This window comes from Metapseudomonas cellulosilytica (genome assembly GCF_049334135.1).
Lineage (GTDB): Bacteria > Pseudomonadota > Gammaproteobacteria > Pseudomonadales > Pseudomonadaceae > Metapseudomonas.
The window spans coordinates 81,568-97,929 of the sequence record NZ_JBHZGN010000009.1 but is presented as its reverse complement, the minus strand read 5'-3'; the positions used below and the strand labels follow the sequence as shown (position 1 = coordinate 97,929).

Genomic DNA, 16,362 nt, shown 5'->3' with positions numbered 1-16,362 from the left:
ATTTTTACGGCCTTAGGTGGTTTTGTTCACACGAACCATAAGATTCCGGAAGCGCGCTCTGCACAATCGTCAGATTGCGCTGCAATACTTCACCATGGACCCCCTCGAACAGGCACGCCCCAGATGAACCCTCCACTCGTTGAAGCCCCCTTGCGCCGGCTGCCTTTCGGTTTCGCCAAGCGGCATGGCGTACTGCTGCTCGATGGCGCGGAACCCTGCCTGGCCCATCGGCCCGGCGTGGAACTGGTGGCCCTGGCCGAGGCGAGGCGTTTCGCTGGGCGCCGTCTAGCCTTGCGGCCGCTGAGCCTGGATGCCTTCGAACAGGCCCTGGCCCAGGCCTACCAGCACGACTCCTCCGCCGCCATGCAGTTGGCCGAGGACCTGGGTGGCAGCCTGGACCTCGCCGCCCTGGCCGAGCAGATTCCGGAAACCGAGGACCTGCTGGAGCAGGAGGATGACGCGCCGATCATCCGCCTGATCAACGCCATCCTCGGCGAGGCGATCAAGGAGAACGCCTCGGATATCCACCTGGAGACCTTCGAGAAGCGCCTGGTGGTGCGTTTTCGCGTCGACGGCATCCTCCGCGAAGTGCTGGAACCCAAGCGCGAGCTGGCGGCGCTGCTGGTGTCGCGGATCAAGGTCATGGCGCGGCTGGACATCGCCGAAAAGCGCATCCCCCAGGACGGCCGCATCTCATTGCGGGTGGCCGGGCGCGAGGTGGACATCCGTGTTTCCACCCTGCCGTCGGCCAACGGCGAACGCGTGGTATTGCGCCTGCTGGACAAGCAGGCCGGCCGCCTGACGCTTCAGCACCTGGGCATGAGCGAGCGCGACCGTCATCAACTGGAGGACACCGTGCGCCGTCCCCACGGCATCCTCCTGGTGACCGGCCCCACCGGCTCGGGCAAGACCACCACGCTCTACGCCAGCCTGGTCACCCTCAACGACCGCACGCGCAACATCCTCACCGTCGAAGACCCGATCGAGTATCACATCGAGGGTATTGGCCAGACCCAGGTCAATCCCAAGGTGGACATGACCTTCGCCCGCGGCCTGCGCGCCATCCTGCGCCAGGACCCCGACGTGGTGATGGTGGGTGAGATCCGCGACCATGAAACCGCCGAAATCGCTGTCCAGGCTTCACTGACCGGCCACCTGGTGCTGTCCACCCTGCACACCAACAGCGCCATCGGTGCCATCACCCGCCTGGTGGACATGGGTGTCGAACCCTTCCTGCTTTCCTCGTCCTTGCTCGGCGTGCTGGCCCAGCGCCTGGTGCGGGTGCTCTGCCCGCAGTGCAAGGAGGCCTACCAGGCCGATGCCGCCGAATGCCAGCTGCTGGGTGTGCCGGCGGACGACGCGCCCACCCTCTATCGCGCTCGCGGCTGCGGCGACTGCCATCAGCAGGGCTACCGCGGGCGTACCGGTATCTACGAACTGGTGGTGTTCGACGACCACATGCGCAGCCTGATCCACAGCGTCGCCTCGGAACAGGAGATGATCCGCCATGCGCGGCTGTCCAGCCCGAGCATCCGCGACGACGGCCGGCGCAAGGTGCTGCAAGGCGTCACTACGGTAGAAGAAGTGCTGCGGGTCACCCAGGAAGAATAAATGGCTGCATTCGAATACCTCGCCCTCGACGCCAAGGGCCGCCAACAGAAGGGTGTGCTCGAGGCGGATAGTGCACGCCAGGTGCGCCAGCTGCTGCGCGAGCGTCAGCTGGCGCCGCTGGAAGTGCGGGCGACCCGCGTCCGTGAGCAGGCCGAACGGGGGCGCTTCAGCTTGGCGCGCGGCCTCTCTGCGCGGGACTTGGCACTGGTGACGCGCCAGCTCGCTACCTTGGTCCAGGCCGCCTTGCCCATCGAGGAAGCGCTGCGTGCGGCGGCCGCGCAATCGAGCAGTTCGCGTATCCAGTCGATGCTCCTGGCGGTGCGTGCGCGGGTACTGGAAGGCCACAGCCTGGCCAACAGCCTGCGTGAGTTCCCCTCGGCCTTTCCCGAGCTCTACCGGGCCACCGTGGCAGCCGGCGAGCATGCCGGCCACCTGGGGCCGGTGCTGGAGCAACTGGCCGACTACACCGAACAGCGCCAGCAGTCGCGGCAAAAGATCCAGCTGGCGCTGCTCTACCCGGTGATCCTGATGTGCGCGTCGCTGTCCATAGTCGCCTTCCTGCTCGGCTTCGTGGTGCCGGATGTGGTCAAGGTGTTCATCGATTCCGGGCAGACCCTGCCGCTGCTCACCCGTGGCCTGATCGCCCTGAGCGACCTGGTCAAGCATTGGGGCTGGCTGATCCTGCTGGTGCTGGTCGGCGCCATCGTCGGTGCGCGCTGGGCCTTGCGTGACCCGAACATCCGCCAGCGCTGGCACGGCCTGATGCTGCGCATCCCGCTGCTGGGCCGGCTGGTGCGTGCCACCGATACCGCGCGCTTCGCTTCGACCCTGGCGATCCTCACCCGCAGCGGCGTGCCGCTGGTGGAGGCCCTCGGCATCGGCGCCGAAGTCATCGCCAACCGGGTGATCCGGGGGCACGTGGTGGTGGCCGCGCAGAAGGTTCGTGAAGGTGGCAGCCTGACCCGTGCCCTGGAGGGCAGCGGGCAATTTCCGCCGATGATGCTGCACATGATCGCCAGTGGCGAACGTTCAGGGGAGCTGGATCAGATGCTCGCCCGCACCGCGCGCAACCAGGAAAACGACCTGGCGGCCCAGATCGCCCTGCTGGTTGGTCTTTTCGAACCATTCATGCTGGTGGTCATGGGCGCGGTGGTGCTGGTGATCGTCCTCGCCATCCTGCTGCCGATCCTTTCTCTCAATCAACTCGTGGGGTAATCGCGTGAAACTGCGCCGTACACAGTTGGGCTTTACGCTCATCGAAATCATGGTGGTGGTCGTCATCCTGGGCATCCTCGCCGCCCTGGTGGTGCCGCAAGTGATGAACCGGCCCGACCAGGCCAAGGTCACGGTGGCCAAGGGCGACATCAAGGCCATCGGCGCCGCCCTGGACATGTACAAGCTCGACAACTTCGCCTATCCCAGTACCCAGCAGGGTCTCGAAGCCCTGGTGAGCCGGCCCTCGGGCAACCCGCCGGCGAAGAACTGGAACAAGGACGGCTACCTGAAGAAGCTGCCGGTGGACCCCTGGGGCAACCCCTACCAGTTCCTCTCGCCCGGCAGCAAAGGCACCTACGACCTCTATTCCCTGGGGGCCGACGGCAAGGAAGGCGGCAGCGACAACGACGCCGACATCGCCAACTGGGACAACTGATGGCGCGCAGGCGGCAGGGCGGCGTCGACCGGGCACCTGGCGCTTTTGCGTGCGCGGGCTTCACCCTGATCGAAGTGCTGGTGGTGATGGTGATCATCGGCTGCCTCGCCGGGCTGGCGGTGATCAGTTCCGGCGTCGCCGGCCCCGCCCGCGAACTACGCAGTGAAGCCGACCGCCTGGCCGGCTTGATCGGCGTGCTGGCCGACGAGGCCGTGCTGGACAACCGTGAATATGGCCTGCGCCTGGAGCGCGACAGCTATCAGGTGTTCTTCTACGACGAAACCAGCGGCCGTTGGCAGGCGTTGTCCGACGGCGCCCGCCAGTTGCCGGACTGGGCCGAACTCAGCTTCGAACTGGAAGGCGAGCCGCTGGTGTTGCCGGCGCCCGCCAGGGACGAGAAAAAGTCCAAGGATGCCCGGCCGCCGGTGCCGCAGCTGGTCATCCTTTCCAGTGGCGAACTCAGCCCGTTCCGCCTGGAACTGGGCGAACGGCGCAAGGACGGGCTGCGCCTTGAGCTCTCCAGCGATGGCTTCCGCCTGCCCAGGGTGGAAACCCTGGGCGGCAAGGGGCGCGCCGGATGAGAGCTTGCCGCGGCTTCACCCTGATCGAAGTGCTGGTGGCCCTGGCGATCTTCGCCGTGGTCGCCGCCAGCGTACTCACCGCCAGCGCGCGCAGCCTGCAGATCGCCTCGCGGCTGGAAGACAAGACGCTGGCGATGTGGATCGCCGACAACCGCCTGACCGAGCTTCAGCTTCGCGAAACGCCGCCCGGCAACGGCCGTGACAAGGGTGAGCTGGACTACGGCGGGCGGCGCTGGGAGTGGCAGAGCCAGATCGAAGGCACCAGTGACCCGGCGTTGCGGCGGGTCACCCTCTGGGTGGCGCCAAAACCCCTGCGCGGTATCGGCGGCAAGCTGGAGGAGCGCGCCACGGTGCGCCTGGTGGGGTTTCTCGGGGGTACCCCATGAAGCGCGCCGCCGGCTTCACCTTGCTGGAACTGCTGATCGCCATCGCCATCTTCGCGTTGCTGGCGCTGGGCACCTGGCGCATGCTCGGCACCGTGCTCGACAGCGACGAAGCGACCCGCGAGCAGGAACAACAACTGCGCGAACTGGTGCGCGCCATCTCCGCTTTCGAGCGGGATGTCCGCCAGGTGATTGCGCGGCCAATCCGAGATGCCTATGGCGAATCGCGCGCGGCACTGCTGGGCGAGAGCCAGGGCGACGAAAGCAGCCTCGAACTCACCCGCGGCGGCTGGCGCAATCCCACCGGCGCCCAGCGCTCGCGCCTGCAGCGGGTGCGCTGGCAACTCTCCGGCGAACGCCTGGAGCGGCGCTACTGGACGGTGCTGGACCAGTCCCAGGACAGCCTGCCGCAAGTGCAGAATGCGCTGGAGGGCGTCACCGCCCTGCGGCTGCGCTACATGGACGACAGCGGCGATTGGCAGGACAGCTGGCCTCCGGCCGGACTGCCTGAGGAAGCGCGCCTGGATCGCCTGCCGCGCGCGCTGGAGCTGACCCTGGAACACCGTCGTTATGGCGAGCTCCGTCGAGTGCTGCGCCTGGTGGATACGCCGCCCCGACAAGCTCCGCAGGCGGGCGCGAACCAGCCGGAAGGCAAGCCGCAGACCCCGCCGGCCGATGGCCAGGAGAAGGCGCAATGAGGCGGCAGAAGGGCGTTGCGCTGCTCACCGTGCTGCTGGTGGTGGCCGTGGTGACGGTGGTTTGCGCCGGCCTGATCGCCCGAACCCAGGTGTCGATCCGTTCCAGCGGCAATGAACTGCACTCCCGGCAGGTGGCCCAGTACGCCTTCGGCGGCGAAGCCCTCGCCGAGGCGATACTCGCCCGCGACCTGCGTCGGGGCGACCCGCGCACGCCATTGGATCACCTGGGGGAAGCCTGGGCGCGTCCACTGAGCACCTTCACGCTCGACGATGGCGGCTCCCTCAGCGTGCGCATCGAGGATCCCAGCGGGCGCTTCAACCTCAACAGCCTGGTGCGGGATGGCAAGCTGAACGAGCAGGGTGTCCGCCAGTTCCGCCGCCTCCTGCTGCGTCTCGGGATAGAGGCGCCCTATAGCGAGCGCCTGGTGGACTGGCTCGACCCCGACCAGGAGCCCTTCGGCCCCAATGGCGCCGAGGATAACCAGTATCTGCTGCTGCAGCCGCCATACCGCGCGGCCAATCATGCGATGAGCGATGTCTCCGAGTTGCGCCTAGTGTTAGGCATGACGGAACTGGACTATCGCAAGTTGCTGCCTTTCGTCACTGCGCTGCCGACGGATGCCATGCTCAACGTCAACACCGCCAATGCCCTGGTGCTGTCGACCCTGGCCGACAATCTCGATGCCGACAGCGGCGGGCTGCTGGTGGCGGCGCGTGGTGCCACCGGTTTTCCCAGCCTGGACGCCTTCCTCGGCCAGCCGGCGCTGGCCGGGATGGGGCTTGAGGCCCAGGGATTGGCGGTCGGCAGCCAATATTTCCAGGTGATCAGCGAAGTCCGTCTCGCCGGTCGCCGCCAGGTTCTGCTCAGTACCCTGCAGCGCGGCAGCGACGGCAAGGTGCGGGTTCTATTTCGCGATCTCGGGCAAGGCGGCTTACCGCCGGCGCCCGTCAAGGAGCCGCAGTCATGACACAGGCTTGCATCTTCCTCCCGGTGGCCGCCTGCAACCAGCTGGATGCCGAGCTGGAGGTGCTGCTCTGGCAGGGGGGCAGTGGACGCCGGCTGCCTTTCGCCAGGGCGCTGGAAGAGGTGGCGCCGCCCTGGCGCCTGATCCTGCCGGTGGAGGCGGTGACCTGTTGCGCCGCCCGCCTGCCGACGCAGAAGGGCCGCTGGCTGCGCCAGGCACTGCCCTTTGCAGTGGAGGAGCTGCTGGCTGAGGACGTGGAGGCGTTCCACCTGGGCCTGGGGGCAGGGCTGGCTGACGGCCGCCATCGGGTGTTCGCCGTGCGGCGCAGCTGGCTGGCGGGCTGGCTGGAGCTGGCCGGCAAGCTCGGTCCGGCGCCCACCGCCATACAGATCGACGCGGATTTGTTGCCCGAGCAGGGCAGCCAGTTGCTCTGGCTGGAGCAGCGCTGGCTCCTGGGGGGGGAGGGCAGCACCCGGCTCGCCTTCGAGGAACAGGACTGGCCGCACCTGCGCGAAGCCTGCCCATCGCCCCGTAGCGGTCATGCGCCGAGCGAGCGACAGACCCTGGAGGGCGTGGACGACTGGCGCGAGGAAAGCGACGCCTATGGCTGGCTGGCCGCGCAGAAGGGCAGCGACCTGGCCCAGGGCGAATTCACCCTCAAGGATGAGCGCCAGCGCTGGTCGCGCTGGAAACCGCTGATTGGCCTGGTGGGCCTCTGGCTGGTGCTGCAGTGGGGCTTCAACCTGGTCCAGGCCTGGCAGTTGCAGCGCCAGGGCGATAGCTACGCCGAGGCCAATGAAGCCCTCTATCGCGAACTTTTCCCTGAGGACAATAAGTTGGTGAACCTGCGCGCGCAGTTCGATCAGCACCTGGTCGAGGGCTCGGGCGCCGGCCAGGGCCGCCTGCTCGCGCTGCTTGGCCAGGCCGCGCAGGCGCTGATTGCCGAAGGTGCCCAGGTTCGCGTGCAGCAGCTGGACTTCAGCGAAGCCCGTGGCGATCTCGCATTGCAGGTGCAGGCCCCGGGCTTCGAAGCCCTGGAGCGGCTGCGCGAGCGACTGATCGGAAGCGGACTGGCGGTACAGATGGGCTCGGCCAGCCGCGATGACAGCGGTGTCAGCGCACGACTGGTGATAGGAGGATGAAGATGCTTGACGCAATCAGGGCGCCGCTGCAAACGCAGTGGCAAGCCTCTACCCTCGGCGCGCGCTGGCGAACGCTGCCACAACGGGACCGCGTCGCCCTGGTGGGGCTGGGCCTGTTCCTCGGCCTGGTGCTGCTCTACGTGCTGCTCTGGCTGCCCGCCGAGCGCGGACTGGCCAGTGCCCGCGAGCATTTCGAACACCAGCGCGGCCTGCACGCCTACCTGCAGACCCATGCACCCAGGGCGCGGTTGCTGCAGAGTCGGCCGCAGGGCCAGGTGGACCCGGAGCGGCTGCAGGGGCTGGTCACTGCCACTGCCACCGCGCAGGGGCTGGCCGTCGAACGCATCGACAGCGACGCGCCGGGTGCGGTGCAGGTCAACCTGCAGCCGGCGCCTTTTCCCAGCCTGCTGCGCTGGTTCGGCGTGCTGGAAGGGCAGGGGGTGCATATCGACGAAGCCGGGCTGGACCGCAACGAGGATGGCCGGGTGACGGCCCGGGTCTCCCTCAAGGTGGGGGGCTGAGTTCGCCTCAATCGGGTGCGGGCGTCCCAACCTGGTGCGCCGGCCCGGGCGGTTGCGGAGCTGTCCAAGCCATTGCTGAAGAAAAATTCTATACAGGGTGTTGACTTAGCTGGGGCCTCTGCGTAAATTGCGCGCCTCGCAAGGCGAAGGGTGATTAGCTCAGCCGGGAGAGCATCTGCCTTACAAGCAGAGGGTCGGCGGTTCGATCCCGTCATCACCCACCATTCCTTGTGAGATTCGGACGAAAGTCCGGCCGACGCGCAGCGGTAGTTCAGTCGGTTAGAATACCGGCCTGTCACGCCGGGGGTCGCGGGTTCGAGTCCCGTCCGCTGCGCCATATCGACCATGTTCGAGTTGCTCGGGCATGAGGCGGCAGAAGCATCAATGCTGCTGCGCCAGAAGCAAGTTTGCTGTACCGGACGCAAGTCCAAACCGACACGCAGCGGTAGTTCAGTCGGTTAGAATACCGGCCTGTCACGCCGGGGGTCGCGGGTTCGAGTCCCGTCCGCTGCGCCATATAGAGAAGCCCTCAGGTAGCGATACCTGGGGGCTTTTTCTTTTGCCTGATCTCCAGGGCCGATCGTAGGGTGCGCCGTGCGCACCAGGCAGTCCGTGCGAGAGTTCCGGTGCGCGCAGCGCACCCTGCGGGAACGCTCAGTGCTCTTCCTGGCCAGGGGTCATTTTCCCGTCACCTGGAATCCTTAGCCTGTTGGCATGGTCTTTGTTTATATGACCTCTGCCGAAACCAGGAGGAACACCGATGGACGATTACCAGGAAGAAATTCTCGATTTCCACGCAACCGAGCAGGACCCGTTGGAGCCCGCTGACGACGCCACCGAAATGTGATCAGCCGGCTTGGCGCTGGGCGCGGCGGAACTCGCCCGGAGTGCTGCCGCTCCAGCGCTTGAAGGCGCGCTGGAAGGCTTCGGCCGACGCGAAGCCGAGCAGATAGGCGATTTCGCCAAAAGCCAGTTCCGTATCGCGGATGTAGGCCATGGCCAGGTCGCGGCGGGTTTCGTTGAGGATGGCGCGAAATTGCGTGCCCTCCTCGGCCAGCTTGCGGCGCAGGGTCCAGCTGGGCATCTGCAGGCGCGCCGCCACTTCTTCCAGATCGGGTTCCCGCCCGTGCAGCAGCGGCCCCAGCAACTGGGTGATGCGTTCGCGCAGGCTGCGGGTGCGGGTCAGCTGCTGCAGTTCCCTTTCGCAGATATCCTGCAATTGCCTCCAGGTGCTCGGGCAGTGCTCGAGGCCGCGCAGCGCCAGGGTGTCCAGCGCTAGGCGAAACTGGTTGGCGCCGGCCTCGAACTCCACCGGACAGCCGAAATGGTCGGCATAGCGCTCAGCGTAGTCCGGTGCCGGAAATTCGATTTCCACCTTCTCCACACGAATGCCGGTGCCGGTCAACTGGCTCAGCTGGCTCTGCCAGCCCGCCAGCACCGAATCCACCACGAAGCGGTTGTAGGCGTTGTACGGGCTGATGGAATAGAAGCGCAGCCAAGCGCCTTTGCTGTCTTCGTGAAAGCTCGACTGGCCGCGGTAGTTGCTGGCGTAGAGCCGCTCGAAGCGGGTCAGGGCGCGAGCCGCCTCCCGCAGGTTCGGCGCCTGGGCTGCGCAGACACCTGCCAGGCCGAGCTGGCTCAGCCGGCTGAGGCGTCCCATGGTCAGGCCGAGGGCCGGATCGCCGCTCTGCTGGATCGCCGCATGGCCGAGGCGCATGTAGCGCGGGATCGACAGGCGCGCCTGGGGTTCGGCGAAGCGCGCGGCATCCAGGCCGAAGCGTTCCAGCAGTTCGGAGGGAGATTGCCCGGCCTGTTCCAGGGCCGCCGCCATGCTGTGGACGAAGCCAACGGAAAGGTCGCCCAGCTTGACCCGTTGCGGCTTCATCGTGCGCCCAGCCAGGCGTTCAGCAAGTGGCTGCCCGGCGCCTGGCTGGCCTGCGGTGCATCGACTGGTGTGAGTTCGCTGCCGGCCGGGGAATTGTGCAGCGGCCAGAGGCGGCCACGCAGGAAGAGCGATTCGCTCGCACTGGATTGTCCGTCGCTCAGGGTGACCTGGCTCTGCGGATAGCCCGGGTTCCAGCTGCGGGTAATGGTCACCAGGCCGCCGGCAGTCTGCAGGCTCTGCCGCGATTCACCGCGCGCGCTCTGCGGCCAGGGTTGGCTGAAGGGCTCGCCCAGTAGCTGGCCGTCCGCAGAGAAGGCCAGGGCCAGGTTGTAGAGCTTGCCGTGGCCACTGCGCAGCTTGCCGTCCTTGAAGTAGGGCGAGGGCAGCAGGATGGAGCCCGCGAGCAGGGTCACGCGGTATTCGCTGGCCAGGCGGCTGAAGAGTTTCTGGTAATCCTTGGCCATGCGCCGGGCCTTGGCGCGCAGCAGGGCTTCTTCGAGGTCCTGGCCCTGGAGGAACAGGCGCCCGAGCAATGTCGGATGGCTGAGGGTCAGCAGGCGGCCGGCCTCGGCGAAGGAGCGCGCCTGGTAGAGGCCGTACTTTTCGTCCTTGAGCAGCAGCCAGGTACCGATATGGTCGGGTAGGGCCACCACTGTTCGCTCGTTCAGCAACCCCTTGGCACGAGCCTGGTCCAGGGCTGCGGTGAGCTTCATGCGCAACAGGTCGGGGTCGCGGTAGTCGCTGGGGTAGAGCGCCGGGCGGATTGCCAGCAGGTTGCCATGGGGTCCCGCTGTGCCGGCATCGCTGGCCACGCTGGCGCGCAGGTCGGACAGGTAATGCGTGCGTGGCCGCTCGCCGGTCCAGACCGCGTAGGCGGTCAGGCAGCTCACCAGGATGGCGATGATCAGGGGCGTCAGCAGTTTGCGCATGGAAGGTCCGGGCCGGGGGAATGTCGATCAGGGTAGGGGACGCACCGTCGATTGCCAAGGGTGGCTGTCAGTTTGGATCAGTAACTTGTCATTTCCGATCATTGAGCCGGCTGGGTGCGCTCTTTATCGTCTGCCCCATAACCGACTCCGCCCTTCAGGGCGGGGCATTTCGTGAATAGCACCGCCTGTTGTGGAGGAACCATGACCGCCACCCGTTACCCGCATCTGCTGGCCCCGCTTGACCTGGGCTTCACCACGCTGAAGAACCGTACCCTGATGGGCTCCATGCACACCGGCCTGGAAGAGAAGCCCAACGGTTTCGAACGCATGGCCGCCTATTTCGCCGAGCGCGCCCGCGGTGGTGTCGGCCTGATGGTCACCGGTGGCATCGGCCCGAACGCAGAAGGCGGTGTCTATGCCGGGGCGGCCAAGCTGACCACCGTGGAAGAAGCCGAGAAGCACCGCATCGTCACCCGCGCGGTGCACGAGGCGGGCGGCAAGATCTGCATGCAGATCCTTCATGCCGGCCGCTATGCCTACAACCCCAAGCAGGTGGCGCCCTCGGCCATCCAGGCGCCGATCAACCCCTTCAAGCCCAACGAGCTGGACGAAGCGGGTATCGAGAAGCAGATCCAGGACTTCGTCACCTGCTCGTCGCTGGCCCAGCAGGCCGAGTACGACGGCGTCGAGATCATGGGGTCCGAGGGTTACTTCATCAACCAGTTCCTTGCTGCCCATACCAACCAGCGCACCGACCGCTGGGGTGGCAGCTTTTATAACCGCATGCGCCTGGCGGTGGAGATCGTCCGCCGCGTACGTGAGGCGGTGGGCCCGAACTTCATCATCATCTTCCGCCTCTCCATGCTCGACCTGGTGGAGGGCGGCAGCACCTGGGACGAAATCGTCACCTTGGCCAAGGCCATCGAGGCCGCCGGCGCCACCATCATCAACACCGGCATCGGTTGGCACGAGGCGCGCATCCCGACCATCGCCACCAAGGTGCCGCGTGCGGCCTTCACCAAGGTCACCGCCAAGCTCAAGGGCGAAGTGAAGATCCCGCTGATCACCACCAACCGCATCAACACTCCGGAAGTGGCCGAGCAGGTGCTCGCCGAGGGCGACGCCGACATGGTGTCCATGGCCCGCCCGTTCCTGGCCGACCCGGACTTCGTCAACAAGGCCGCCGAAGGCCGTGCCGACGAGATCAACACCTGCATCGGCTGCAACCAGGCCTGCCTGGACCACACCTTCGGCGGCAAGCTGACCAGTTGCCTGGTCAACCCGCGCGCCTGTCATGAGACCGAGCTGAACTACATCCCCGTTGCCCAGGCCAAGAAAATCGCCGTGGTCGGCGCCGGCCCGGCGGGTCTCGCCGCTGCCACCGTGGCCGCCGAGCGTGGCCATAGCGTGACCCTGTTCGACGCCGCCAGCGAAATCGGCGGCCAGTTCAACGTGGCCAAGCGCGTACCGGGCAAGGAGGAGTTCTATGAAACCCTGCGCTACTTCAAGCGCAAACTGGAGACCACCGGCGTCGACCTGCGCCTGAACACCCGGGTGTCCGCCGATGATCTGGCCAAGGGCGGCTTCGACGAGATCATCCTCGCCACTGGCATCGCCCCGCGCACCCCGGAAATCCCCGGCATCGACCACCCGAAAGTGATCGGTTACCTGGACGCCATCCTCGAGCGCAAGCCGGTCGGGCAGGCCGTGGCGGTGATCGGCGCCGGCGGTATCGGCTTCGACGTGTCCGAGTTCATCACCCACCAAGGTGAATCCACCAGCCTCAGCCGCGACGCCTTCTGGAAGGAATGGGGCATCGATGGCGCCCTGGAGGCCCGTGGTGGTGTCGCCGGCATCCAGGCCCAGCCCCATGCGCCGGCGCGCCAGGTGTTCCTGCTGCAACGCAAGAAGTCCAAGGTGGGCGACGGCCTGGGCAAGACCACCGGCTGGATCCATCGCACCGGCCTGAAGAACAAGCAGGTGCAGATGCTCAATTCGGTGGAATACCTCAAGGTGGACGACGCCGGCCTGCATATCCGCATTGCCGAGGGCGAGCCTCAGGTGCTGCCGGTGGACACCGTGATCGTCTGTGCCGGCCAGGACCCGCTGCGTGAGCTGCAGCAGGGCCTGGTGGACGCCGGCCAGAGCGTGCACCTGATCGGCGGCGCCGATGTGGCGGCCGAGCTGGACGCCAAGCGCGCCATCAACCAGGGCTCGCGCCTGGCTGCGGAACTCTGATCTAATCCGCCGCCCGGCCAGCTGTCGGGCGGCGGCGCTGCGACTCCAACCACGTCACATTTTCGCCTTGCCGCTGGTCCGACTTGCCCCGGTGGCGAGCGACTGCCAACCCAGTCACATTGCTCGCCGGCTATTATCCCCTAGACTTTTCTAAAGTCCGGATCAGTGTGTGCGGTCGAAATCCGCCCACCGCCAGCCCCCCGACAACAGCCGCCGCGATTCGCCGCGCAGAGCCAGAGGTAGAGCGATGAGCATGCTGAAGAAGCCGCAACAGGTGGAAGCCGTCGTGTTCTTCAACGACCGCGGCATTTGCAAGCAGATGCTCTATTCCGAGTTCGAAGCCATTCTCGATGGCGTAGTGGGTCTGCCGGAGTTCTCCGACTGTCAGATGCGCCTGGCCTACGTGATGATCAACCCGCGCCTGCAGGTGCGTGCGGTGGTGTTCTTTTACCTCGATTTCGACGAAGACGGCCGCGCCGACACCGGCTGGAACCTGCCCCTGCGGCAGTTGGCCGAACGTGCGGGGCGTGGCCCTGATCTGGGCGCCGGCCCGATTCGTCTGGCTTGCCGCAGTCAGTGCCCGGTGTCCTGGCAGCAGATGCACCTCTGGGACCCGAGCCTCAACACCGATTGCAACGATCTGACGCAGCTGCGGGACGCCATCAAGGGCAACAACCTCGGCATCCTGGTGGAGGAGGAGGTGCCCCAGGTGCTGGACGCCGAGCGGCTGCAGGTGGCCCCGGAGGACAGCTGGTACGCGCCGCCGGAAATCACCAAGGAGATGGCCGAGCAACTGGCGGAAAAGATGGAGAAGGAGCATCGCCTGAAGACCGCCCAGCTGGTTCGCCAGCAGCGCCTGCGGCTCAGCTCGCTCAGCCAGCAGAACGAAGAGGCCATGGCGCGTGTGCGCCAGGCCGCCGACCAGAGCAATTCGGCATTGCAGGAGCAGATCCGTGTCCTGCAGCAAGCTCTGCGCCAGCAGGAAGAGGCCAATGCCGCGCTGCAGGATGAGCTGGCCGGTGTGTCGGAACGCTTCCAGGCCGACCGCGAGGAAATGAATCAGAAGCTGCGTGCGCTTGAGCGCCACAGTCGCACCGAGGCGGACATCCTCCGCGCGCAGTTCGAAGGCGAATTGCAGACGCGGGTTGCCGCCGCCGTGGCCGAATATCGCGAACAGCTCGCCATTCGAGACGTCGAACTGGCCTGCCGCGATCAGGTGGATGCCCAGTTGCAGGACGAGGTCAGCCGGCTGCGCCAGGCGTGCGAGGCCCTGGAGGGACAGTCCGGACAACTGGTGATGGAACGCCTGGCCCAGTTGGGCGTGGTATTCGTGGTCTACCATCCCGGTGCCGGCCACCTGACCATTCCGCTTGCCGACCTGGCCCGCTACCAGGAAAACCCCCTGGCCTACGCCGCCGCCAAGTGCTTCGTGTCCGAAGTCCAGTACCGTCAGTGGCTCGCCCACTACCAGCAGCCCACCTGCGAGGCCAGCCTGGCCAACGGTGAGCGCTGCAGCATGCCCATCGACCGGGTCGAGGCGCCCAGCCGCTTCGTGGCCGGCGAGTCCAACTGCTGCCCCCGGCATCGTGCAGGAGGACGTTTGCGCACTGCCGGTTGACCGGCATGCTGGCGCGGGCCTGATTTATCCTTGCGCCTCTTCGACCGCTCGCCAACGGACCCGACCTTGCCGCTGATCCCGCCTGACTGGAACCCCTGCGCCACCCTCGAACCCTTGCACCTGCCCTGGCTGACCGCCGCCGGCCTGGAGCTCGCCGTGCTGCGCCTGGACGCACTCGACCCCCTGGTATCGGGCAACAAGTGGTTCAAGCTGGCCCCCTATCTGGCGCGGGCCGCCGATGAGGGCGCGGAGGGGATCATGAGCCTTGGCGGCGCCCACTCCAATCACCTGCACGCCCTGGCTGCGGCAGGCATGCGCTTCGGCTTCCCCACTGTCGGCCTGCTGCGTGGCGAGCCCCTGGATACCCCTACGGTGCGCGACCTCCAGCGCTTCGGCATGACCCTGCACTGGCTGGGCTACGGCGGCTATCGCGCCCGTCACCAGCCGGGTTTCTGGGAACCCTGGTTGCAACGCTATCCGCGCTTGCAACCCGTGCCCGAGGGCGCGGGCGGCCTTCCGGGCGCGCAGGGCTGCGCGGAACTGGTGGGGATGGTCCGCGGGCAGCTGGCTCGTCTCGGCTGGGACGACTATCACAGCCTCTGGACCGCCGTCGGCACGGGCACCACCTTGGTGGGCCTGGTGCTCGGGGAGGACGGTCGGCACCCGGTGATGGGCGCCCTGGCGGTGCCGCCGGACCACGGCGTTGCCGAACAGGTGAGGGCCATGCTCGCGAGCGCCGGGCGCGCCGACCAGGGATACCAGCTGATCGATGCCAGCCGTGGCGGCTTCGCCCGGCTGGACGCCGAACTTGCGCGCTTTCTCCTGGACAGTGAGCGGCAGGGCGGCCTGGCCCTCGAACCCCTCTATACCGCCAAGGCCCTGCTGGCGATCCACGATGAAGCTCAGGCCGGCCGCATCCCGGCGGGCAGCCGGCTGGTGCTGCTGCATACCGGCGGCTTGCAGGGGCGCCGGGCGTTGCAGGCCAGCCTGGCGCAACTGGCCGGCTGAGCGGGCCAGGCCGGGGAAGACGCCATGAGCGCCCCTGAGCGCCGGCACCTGCGCAGCCTGTAAGGGCTTCTCGGCGCCACGGGCGTGGCGCACGACTCACCCTATAAGGGCGCCAGAGGCCAACGATCACTGACCAGGAACGCCCGTTCGGCCTCCGTCCAACGCCCATCCCCATCCGGCGCCAGGCGCACCAGCAGGCGCGCGGGGCTGTCCGGCGCCAGCTGTTCGCGCCATTGGCCGAAGCGTTCAGCGGTCCAGTGCTCGTCGGCCTCGCAGGCCGCCGGGGCGAGCCATGACTGCCGGGGTAGCGGTTGCCAGCTGCCGTTGGCGGTCTGGCCGAGGAAATCCTCCAGTTCGTTGTGCCGCAACCAGAGGCCCCGCAGGTGCGACGGGTTGGCGCCCTGGGGTGCCGTGCAGTTGCCGGGCCAGGGGTAGAACAGATAGCCGCCCAGCCAGAGTTCGGCGCTGGCCGGCTGGGCGTCCAACTGGTCCAGCACCTGGCGGCTCTCCGGGCTGGCGGACAGCGGCAGCTGGTGCTGGCTGAGGTGTTCCAGCTTGCGGTCGAGGCGGTCGTGGCTGCCGGGTCCGAGCCACTCCGAAGGGTTGCTGCCATCGCCATGGCGCGGTCCCAGGTACAGCTTGATCGCCAGTTCCAGGTGGTGGACGCCTTCGGCATCGCGCAGCAGCAGGTCGAGCTCGCCCAAGGTCTGGCCGGCGATGCGGATCGGCAGGTTGGCCGCCAGCAGTTCCACATCCGGCGCCTGGTCCAGGGCGAATTGCCAGAGGCGCTCGTAGTAGAGGCCAAGGCGGCGGTTGGAACCCTGTGCGAGCCACTGTTCGAGAGGGGCGGGCTGCCGGTCGAGATGGCGCATCCAGTCCGCCAGGCGTTCGGGATGGCTGGCCCAGCCGCTGGCGCTCAGGGGGTGGCGCTGGCGCCACGGCGGCTGGCTGAGCAGCGGCGGTGACAGGAGGGCCCACGCCAGGTCCCGCACACCGGGGTGGCGCAACTGGCGAGGCAGGTCGGTCAGCGATTCGAAGGCTTGCATCTTGCGAGCATAGCCGACGGCGGTTTGCCGCTCTCTGTCGCTATCCTCCATAATTCCGCCATTCCTCTCCCTGCCATGCCGTCCTG

The 16,362-nt window shown here is 67.1% G+C and carries 15 protein-coding genes and 3 tRNA genes; 15 read left to right on the top strand and 3 right to left on the bottom strand.

From position 1 onward, the window contains the following. Positions 1 to 123: 123 nt before the first annotated feature. From gspE to ACFW0H_RS13450, 12 genes are all read left to right on the top strand, one after another. Positions 124 to 1,611, top strand: a complete 1,488-nt coding sequence (gene gspE / locus ACFW0H_RS13505; RefSeq protein WP_422914409.1) for a type II secretion system ATPase GspE — start codon at positions 124 to 126, stop codon at positions 1,609 to 1,611. After that, on the top strand, positions 1,612 to 2,826 hold the full coding sequence (gene xcpS / locus ACFW0H_RS13500; protein ID WP_422914408.1) for a GspF family T2SS innner membrane protein variant XcpS: 1,215 nt from the start codon (positions 1,612 to 1,614) through the stop codon (positions 2,824 to 2,826). A gap of 49 nt (positions 2,827 to 2,875) precedes the next feature. Further along, on the top strand, positions 2,876 to 3,262 hold the full coding sequence (gene gspG, locus ACFW0H_RS13495; protein WP_422914511.1) for a type II secretion system major pseudopilin GspG: 387 nt from the start codon (positions 2,876 to 2,878) through the stop codon (positions 3,260 to 3,262). Next, entirely contained in the window at positions 3,262 to 3,843 is a 582-nt protein-coding gene (gspH, locus tag ACFW0H_RS13490; RefSeq protein WP_422914407.1) for a type II secretion system minor pseudopilin GspH, read from the top strand. The genes gspG and gspH overlap by 1 nt, the downstream gene beginning before the upstream one ends. Continuing rightward, positions 3,840 to 4,229, top strand: a complete 390-nt coding sequence (gene gspI, locus ACFW0H_RS13485) for a type II secretion system minor pseudopilin GspI (RefSeq protein ID WP_422914406.1) — start codon at positions 3,840 to 3,842, stop codon at positions 4,227 to 4,229. Before gspH ends, gspI begins: the two co-directional genes overlap by 4 nt. Next, on the top strand, positions 4,226 to 4,924 hold the full coding sequence (gspJ, locus tag ACFW0H_RS13480) for a type II secretion system minor pseudopilin GspJ (protein WP_422914405.1): 699 nt from the start codon (positions 4,226 to 4,228) through the stop codon (positions 4,922 to 4,924). The genes gspI and gspJ overlap by 4 nt, the downstream gene beginning before the upstream one ends. Continuing rightward, the gene (gene gspK, locus ACFW0H_RS13475; protein ID WP_422914404.1) at positions 4,921 to 5,892 is read left to right on the top strand and encodes a type II secretion system minor pseudopilin GspK; all 972 of its coding nucleotides are present in this window, start codon (positions 4,921 to 4,923) and stop codon (positions 5,890 to 5,892) included. The genes gspJ and gspK overlap by 4 nt, the downstream gene beginning before the upstream one ends. Further along, the gene (gspL, locus tag ACFW0H_RS13470; protein WP_422914403.1) at positions 5,889 to 7,031 is read left to right on the top strand and encodes a type II secretion system protein GspL; all 1,143 of its coding nucleotides are present in this window, start codon (positions 5,889 to 5,891) and stop codon (positions 7,029 to 7,031) included. The genes gspK and gspL overlap by 4 nt, the downstream gene beginning before the upstream one ends. A 2-nt stretch (positions 7,032 to 7,033) precedes the next feature. Beyond that, positions 7,034 to 7,552, top strand: a complete 519-nt coding sequence (locus ACFW0H_RS13465; RefSeq protein ID WP_422914402.1) for a type II secretion system protein M — start codon at positions 7,034 to 7,036, stop codon at positions 7,550 to 7,552. A gap of 148 nt (positions 7,553 to 7,700) precedes the next feature. After that, positions 7,701 to 7,776 (top strand) — tRNA-Val (locus ACFW0H_RS13460). Between the two features lie 36 nt (positions 7,777 to 7,812). Continuing rightward, a tRNA-Asp gene (locus ACFW0H_RS13455) sits at positions 7,813 to 7,889 on the top strand. A gap of 102 nt (positions 7,890 to 7,991) precedes the next feature. Beyond that, positions 7,992 to 8,068: transfer RNA gene (locus ACFW0H_RS13450), tRNA-Asp, on the top strand. Between the two features lie 331 nt (positions 8,069 to 8,399). Here ACFW0H_RS13450 and ACFW0H_RS13445 read toward each other — a convergent pair. Further along, a complete protein-coding gene (locus ACFW0H_RS13445; protein ID WP_422914401.1) occupies positions 8,400 to 9,437 on the bottom strand; it encodes an AraC family transcriptional regulator in 1,038 nt (345 codons plus the stop codon). Further along, positions 9,434 to 10,366 carry a carbon-nitrogen hydrolase family protein gene (locus ACFW0H_RS13440; RefSeq protein WP_422914400.1) on the bottom strand — a complete coding sequence of 311 codons (933 nt, stop codon included), beginning with the start codon at positions 10,364 to 10,366 and terminating at the stop codon, positions 9,434 to 9,436. Before ACFW0H_RS13440 ends, ACFW0H_RS13445 begins: the two co-directional genes overlap by 4 nt. 201 nt (positions 10,367 to 10,567) lie before the next feature. Here ACFW0H_RS13440 and ACFW0H_RS13435 point away from each other — a divergent pair, with 201 nt between their 5' ends. The 3 genes from ACFW0H_RS13435 to ACFW0H_RS13425 all read left to right on the top strand — a co-directional run bounded on the left by ACFW0H_RS13435 (position 10,568) and on the right by ACFW0H_RS13425 (position 15,230). Then, the gene (locus ACFW0H_RS13435; protein ID WP_422914399.1) at positions 10,568 to 12,604 is read left to right on the top strand and encodes an oxidoreductase; all 2,037 of its coding nucleotides are present in this window, start codon (positions 10,568 to 10,570) and stop codon (positions 12,602 to 12,604) included. A 247-nt stretch (positions 12,605 to 12,851) separates the two neighbouring features. Further along, on the top strand, positions 12,852 to 14,222 hold the full coding sequence (locus tag ACFW0H_RS13430) for a chromosome partitioning protein ParA (RefSeq protein WP_422914398.1): 1,371 nt from the start codon (positions 12,852 to 12,854) through the stop codon (positions 14,220 to 14,222). Positions 14,223 to 14,288: 66 nt separating this feature from the next. Beyond that, a complete protein-coding gene (locus ACFW0H_RS13425; RefSeq protein ID WP_422914510.1) occupies positions 14,289 to 15,230 on the top strand; it encodes a 1-aminocyclopropane-1-carboxylate deaminase/D-cysteine desulfhydrase in 942 nt (313 codons plus the stop codon). A 101-nt stretch (positions 15,231 to 15,331) separates the two neighbouring features. Here the strand turns inward: ACFW0H_RS13425 and ACFW0H_RS13420 are convergent, their stop codons facing one another. After that, positions 15,332 to 16,276 carry a DUF1853 family protein gene (locus tag ACFW0H_RS13420; RefSeq protein ID WP_422914397.1) on the bottom strand — a complete coding sequence of 315 codons (945 nt, stop codon included), beginning with the start codon at positions 16,274 to 16,276 and terminating at the stop codon, positions 15,332 to 15,334. Positions 16,277 to 16,362: the final 86 nt, after the last annotated feature.

Bases quoted from the DNA above. Each gene is read 5' to 3' on its own strand.
- gspE (WP_422914409.1), top strand. From the start codon at position 124: ATGAACCCTCCACTCGTTGAAGCCCCCTTGCGCCGGCTGCCTTTCGGT.
- xcpS (WP_422914408.1), top strand. From the start codon at position 1,612: ATGGCTGCATTCGAATACCTCGCCCTCGACGCCAAGGGCCGCCAACAG.
- gspG (WP_422914511.1), top strand. From the start codon at position 2,876: ATGGTGGTGGTCGTCATCCTGGGCATCCTCGCCGCCCTGGTGGTGCCG.
- gspH (WP_422914407.1), top strand. From the start codon at position 3,262: ATGGCGCGCAGGCGGCAGGGCGGCGTCGACCGGGCACCTGGCGCTTTT.
- gspI (WP_422914406.1), top strand. From the start codon at position 3,840: ATGAGAGCTTGCCGCGGCTTCACCCTGATCGAAGTGCTGGTGGCCCTG.
- gspJ (WP_422914405.1), top strand. From the start codon at position 4,226: ATGAAGCGCGCCGCCGGCTTCACCTTGCTGGAACTGCTGATCGCCATC.
- gspK (WP_422914404.1), top strand. From the start codon at position 4,921: ATGAGGCGGCAGAAGGGCGTTGCGCTGCTCACCGTGCTGCTGGTGGTG.
- gspL (WP_422914403.1), top strand. From the start codon at position 5,889: ATGACACAGGCTTGCATCTTCCTCCCGGTGGCCGCCTGCAACCAGCTG.
- ACFW0H_RS13465 (WP_422914402.1), top strand. From the start codon at position 7,034: ATGCTTGACGCAATCAGGGCGCCGCTGCAAACGCAGTGGCAAGCCTCT.
- ACFW0H_RS13445 (WP_422914401.1), bottom strand. From the start codon at position 9,437: ATGAAGCCGCAACGGGTCAAGCTGGGCGACCTTTCCGTTGGCTTCGTC.
- ACFW0H_RS13440 (WP_422914400.1), bottom strand. From the start codon at position 10,366: ATGCGCAAACTGCTGACGCCCCTGATCATCGCCATCCTGGTGAGCTGC.
- ACFW0H_RS13435 (WP_422914399.1), top strand. From the start codon at position 10,568: ATGACCGCCACCCGTTACCCGCATCTGCTGGCCCCGCTTGACCTGGGC.
- ACFW0H_RS13430 (WP_422914398.1), top strand. From the start codon at position 12,852: ATGAGCATGCTGAAGAAGCCGCAACAGGTGGAAGCCGTCGTGTTCTTC.
- ACFW0H_RS13420 (WP_422914397.1), bottom strand. From the start codon at position 16,276: ATGCAAGCCTTCGAATCGCTGACCGACCTGCCTCGCCAGTTGCGCCAC.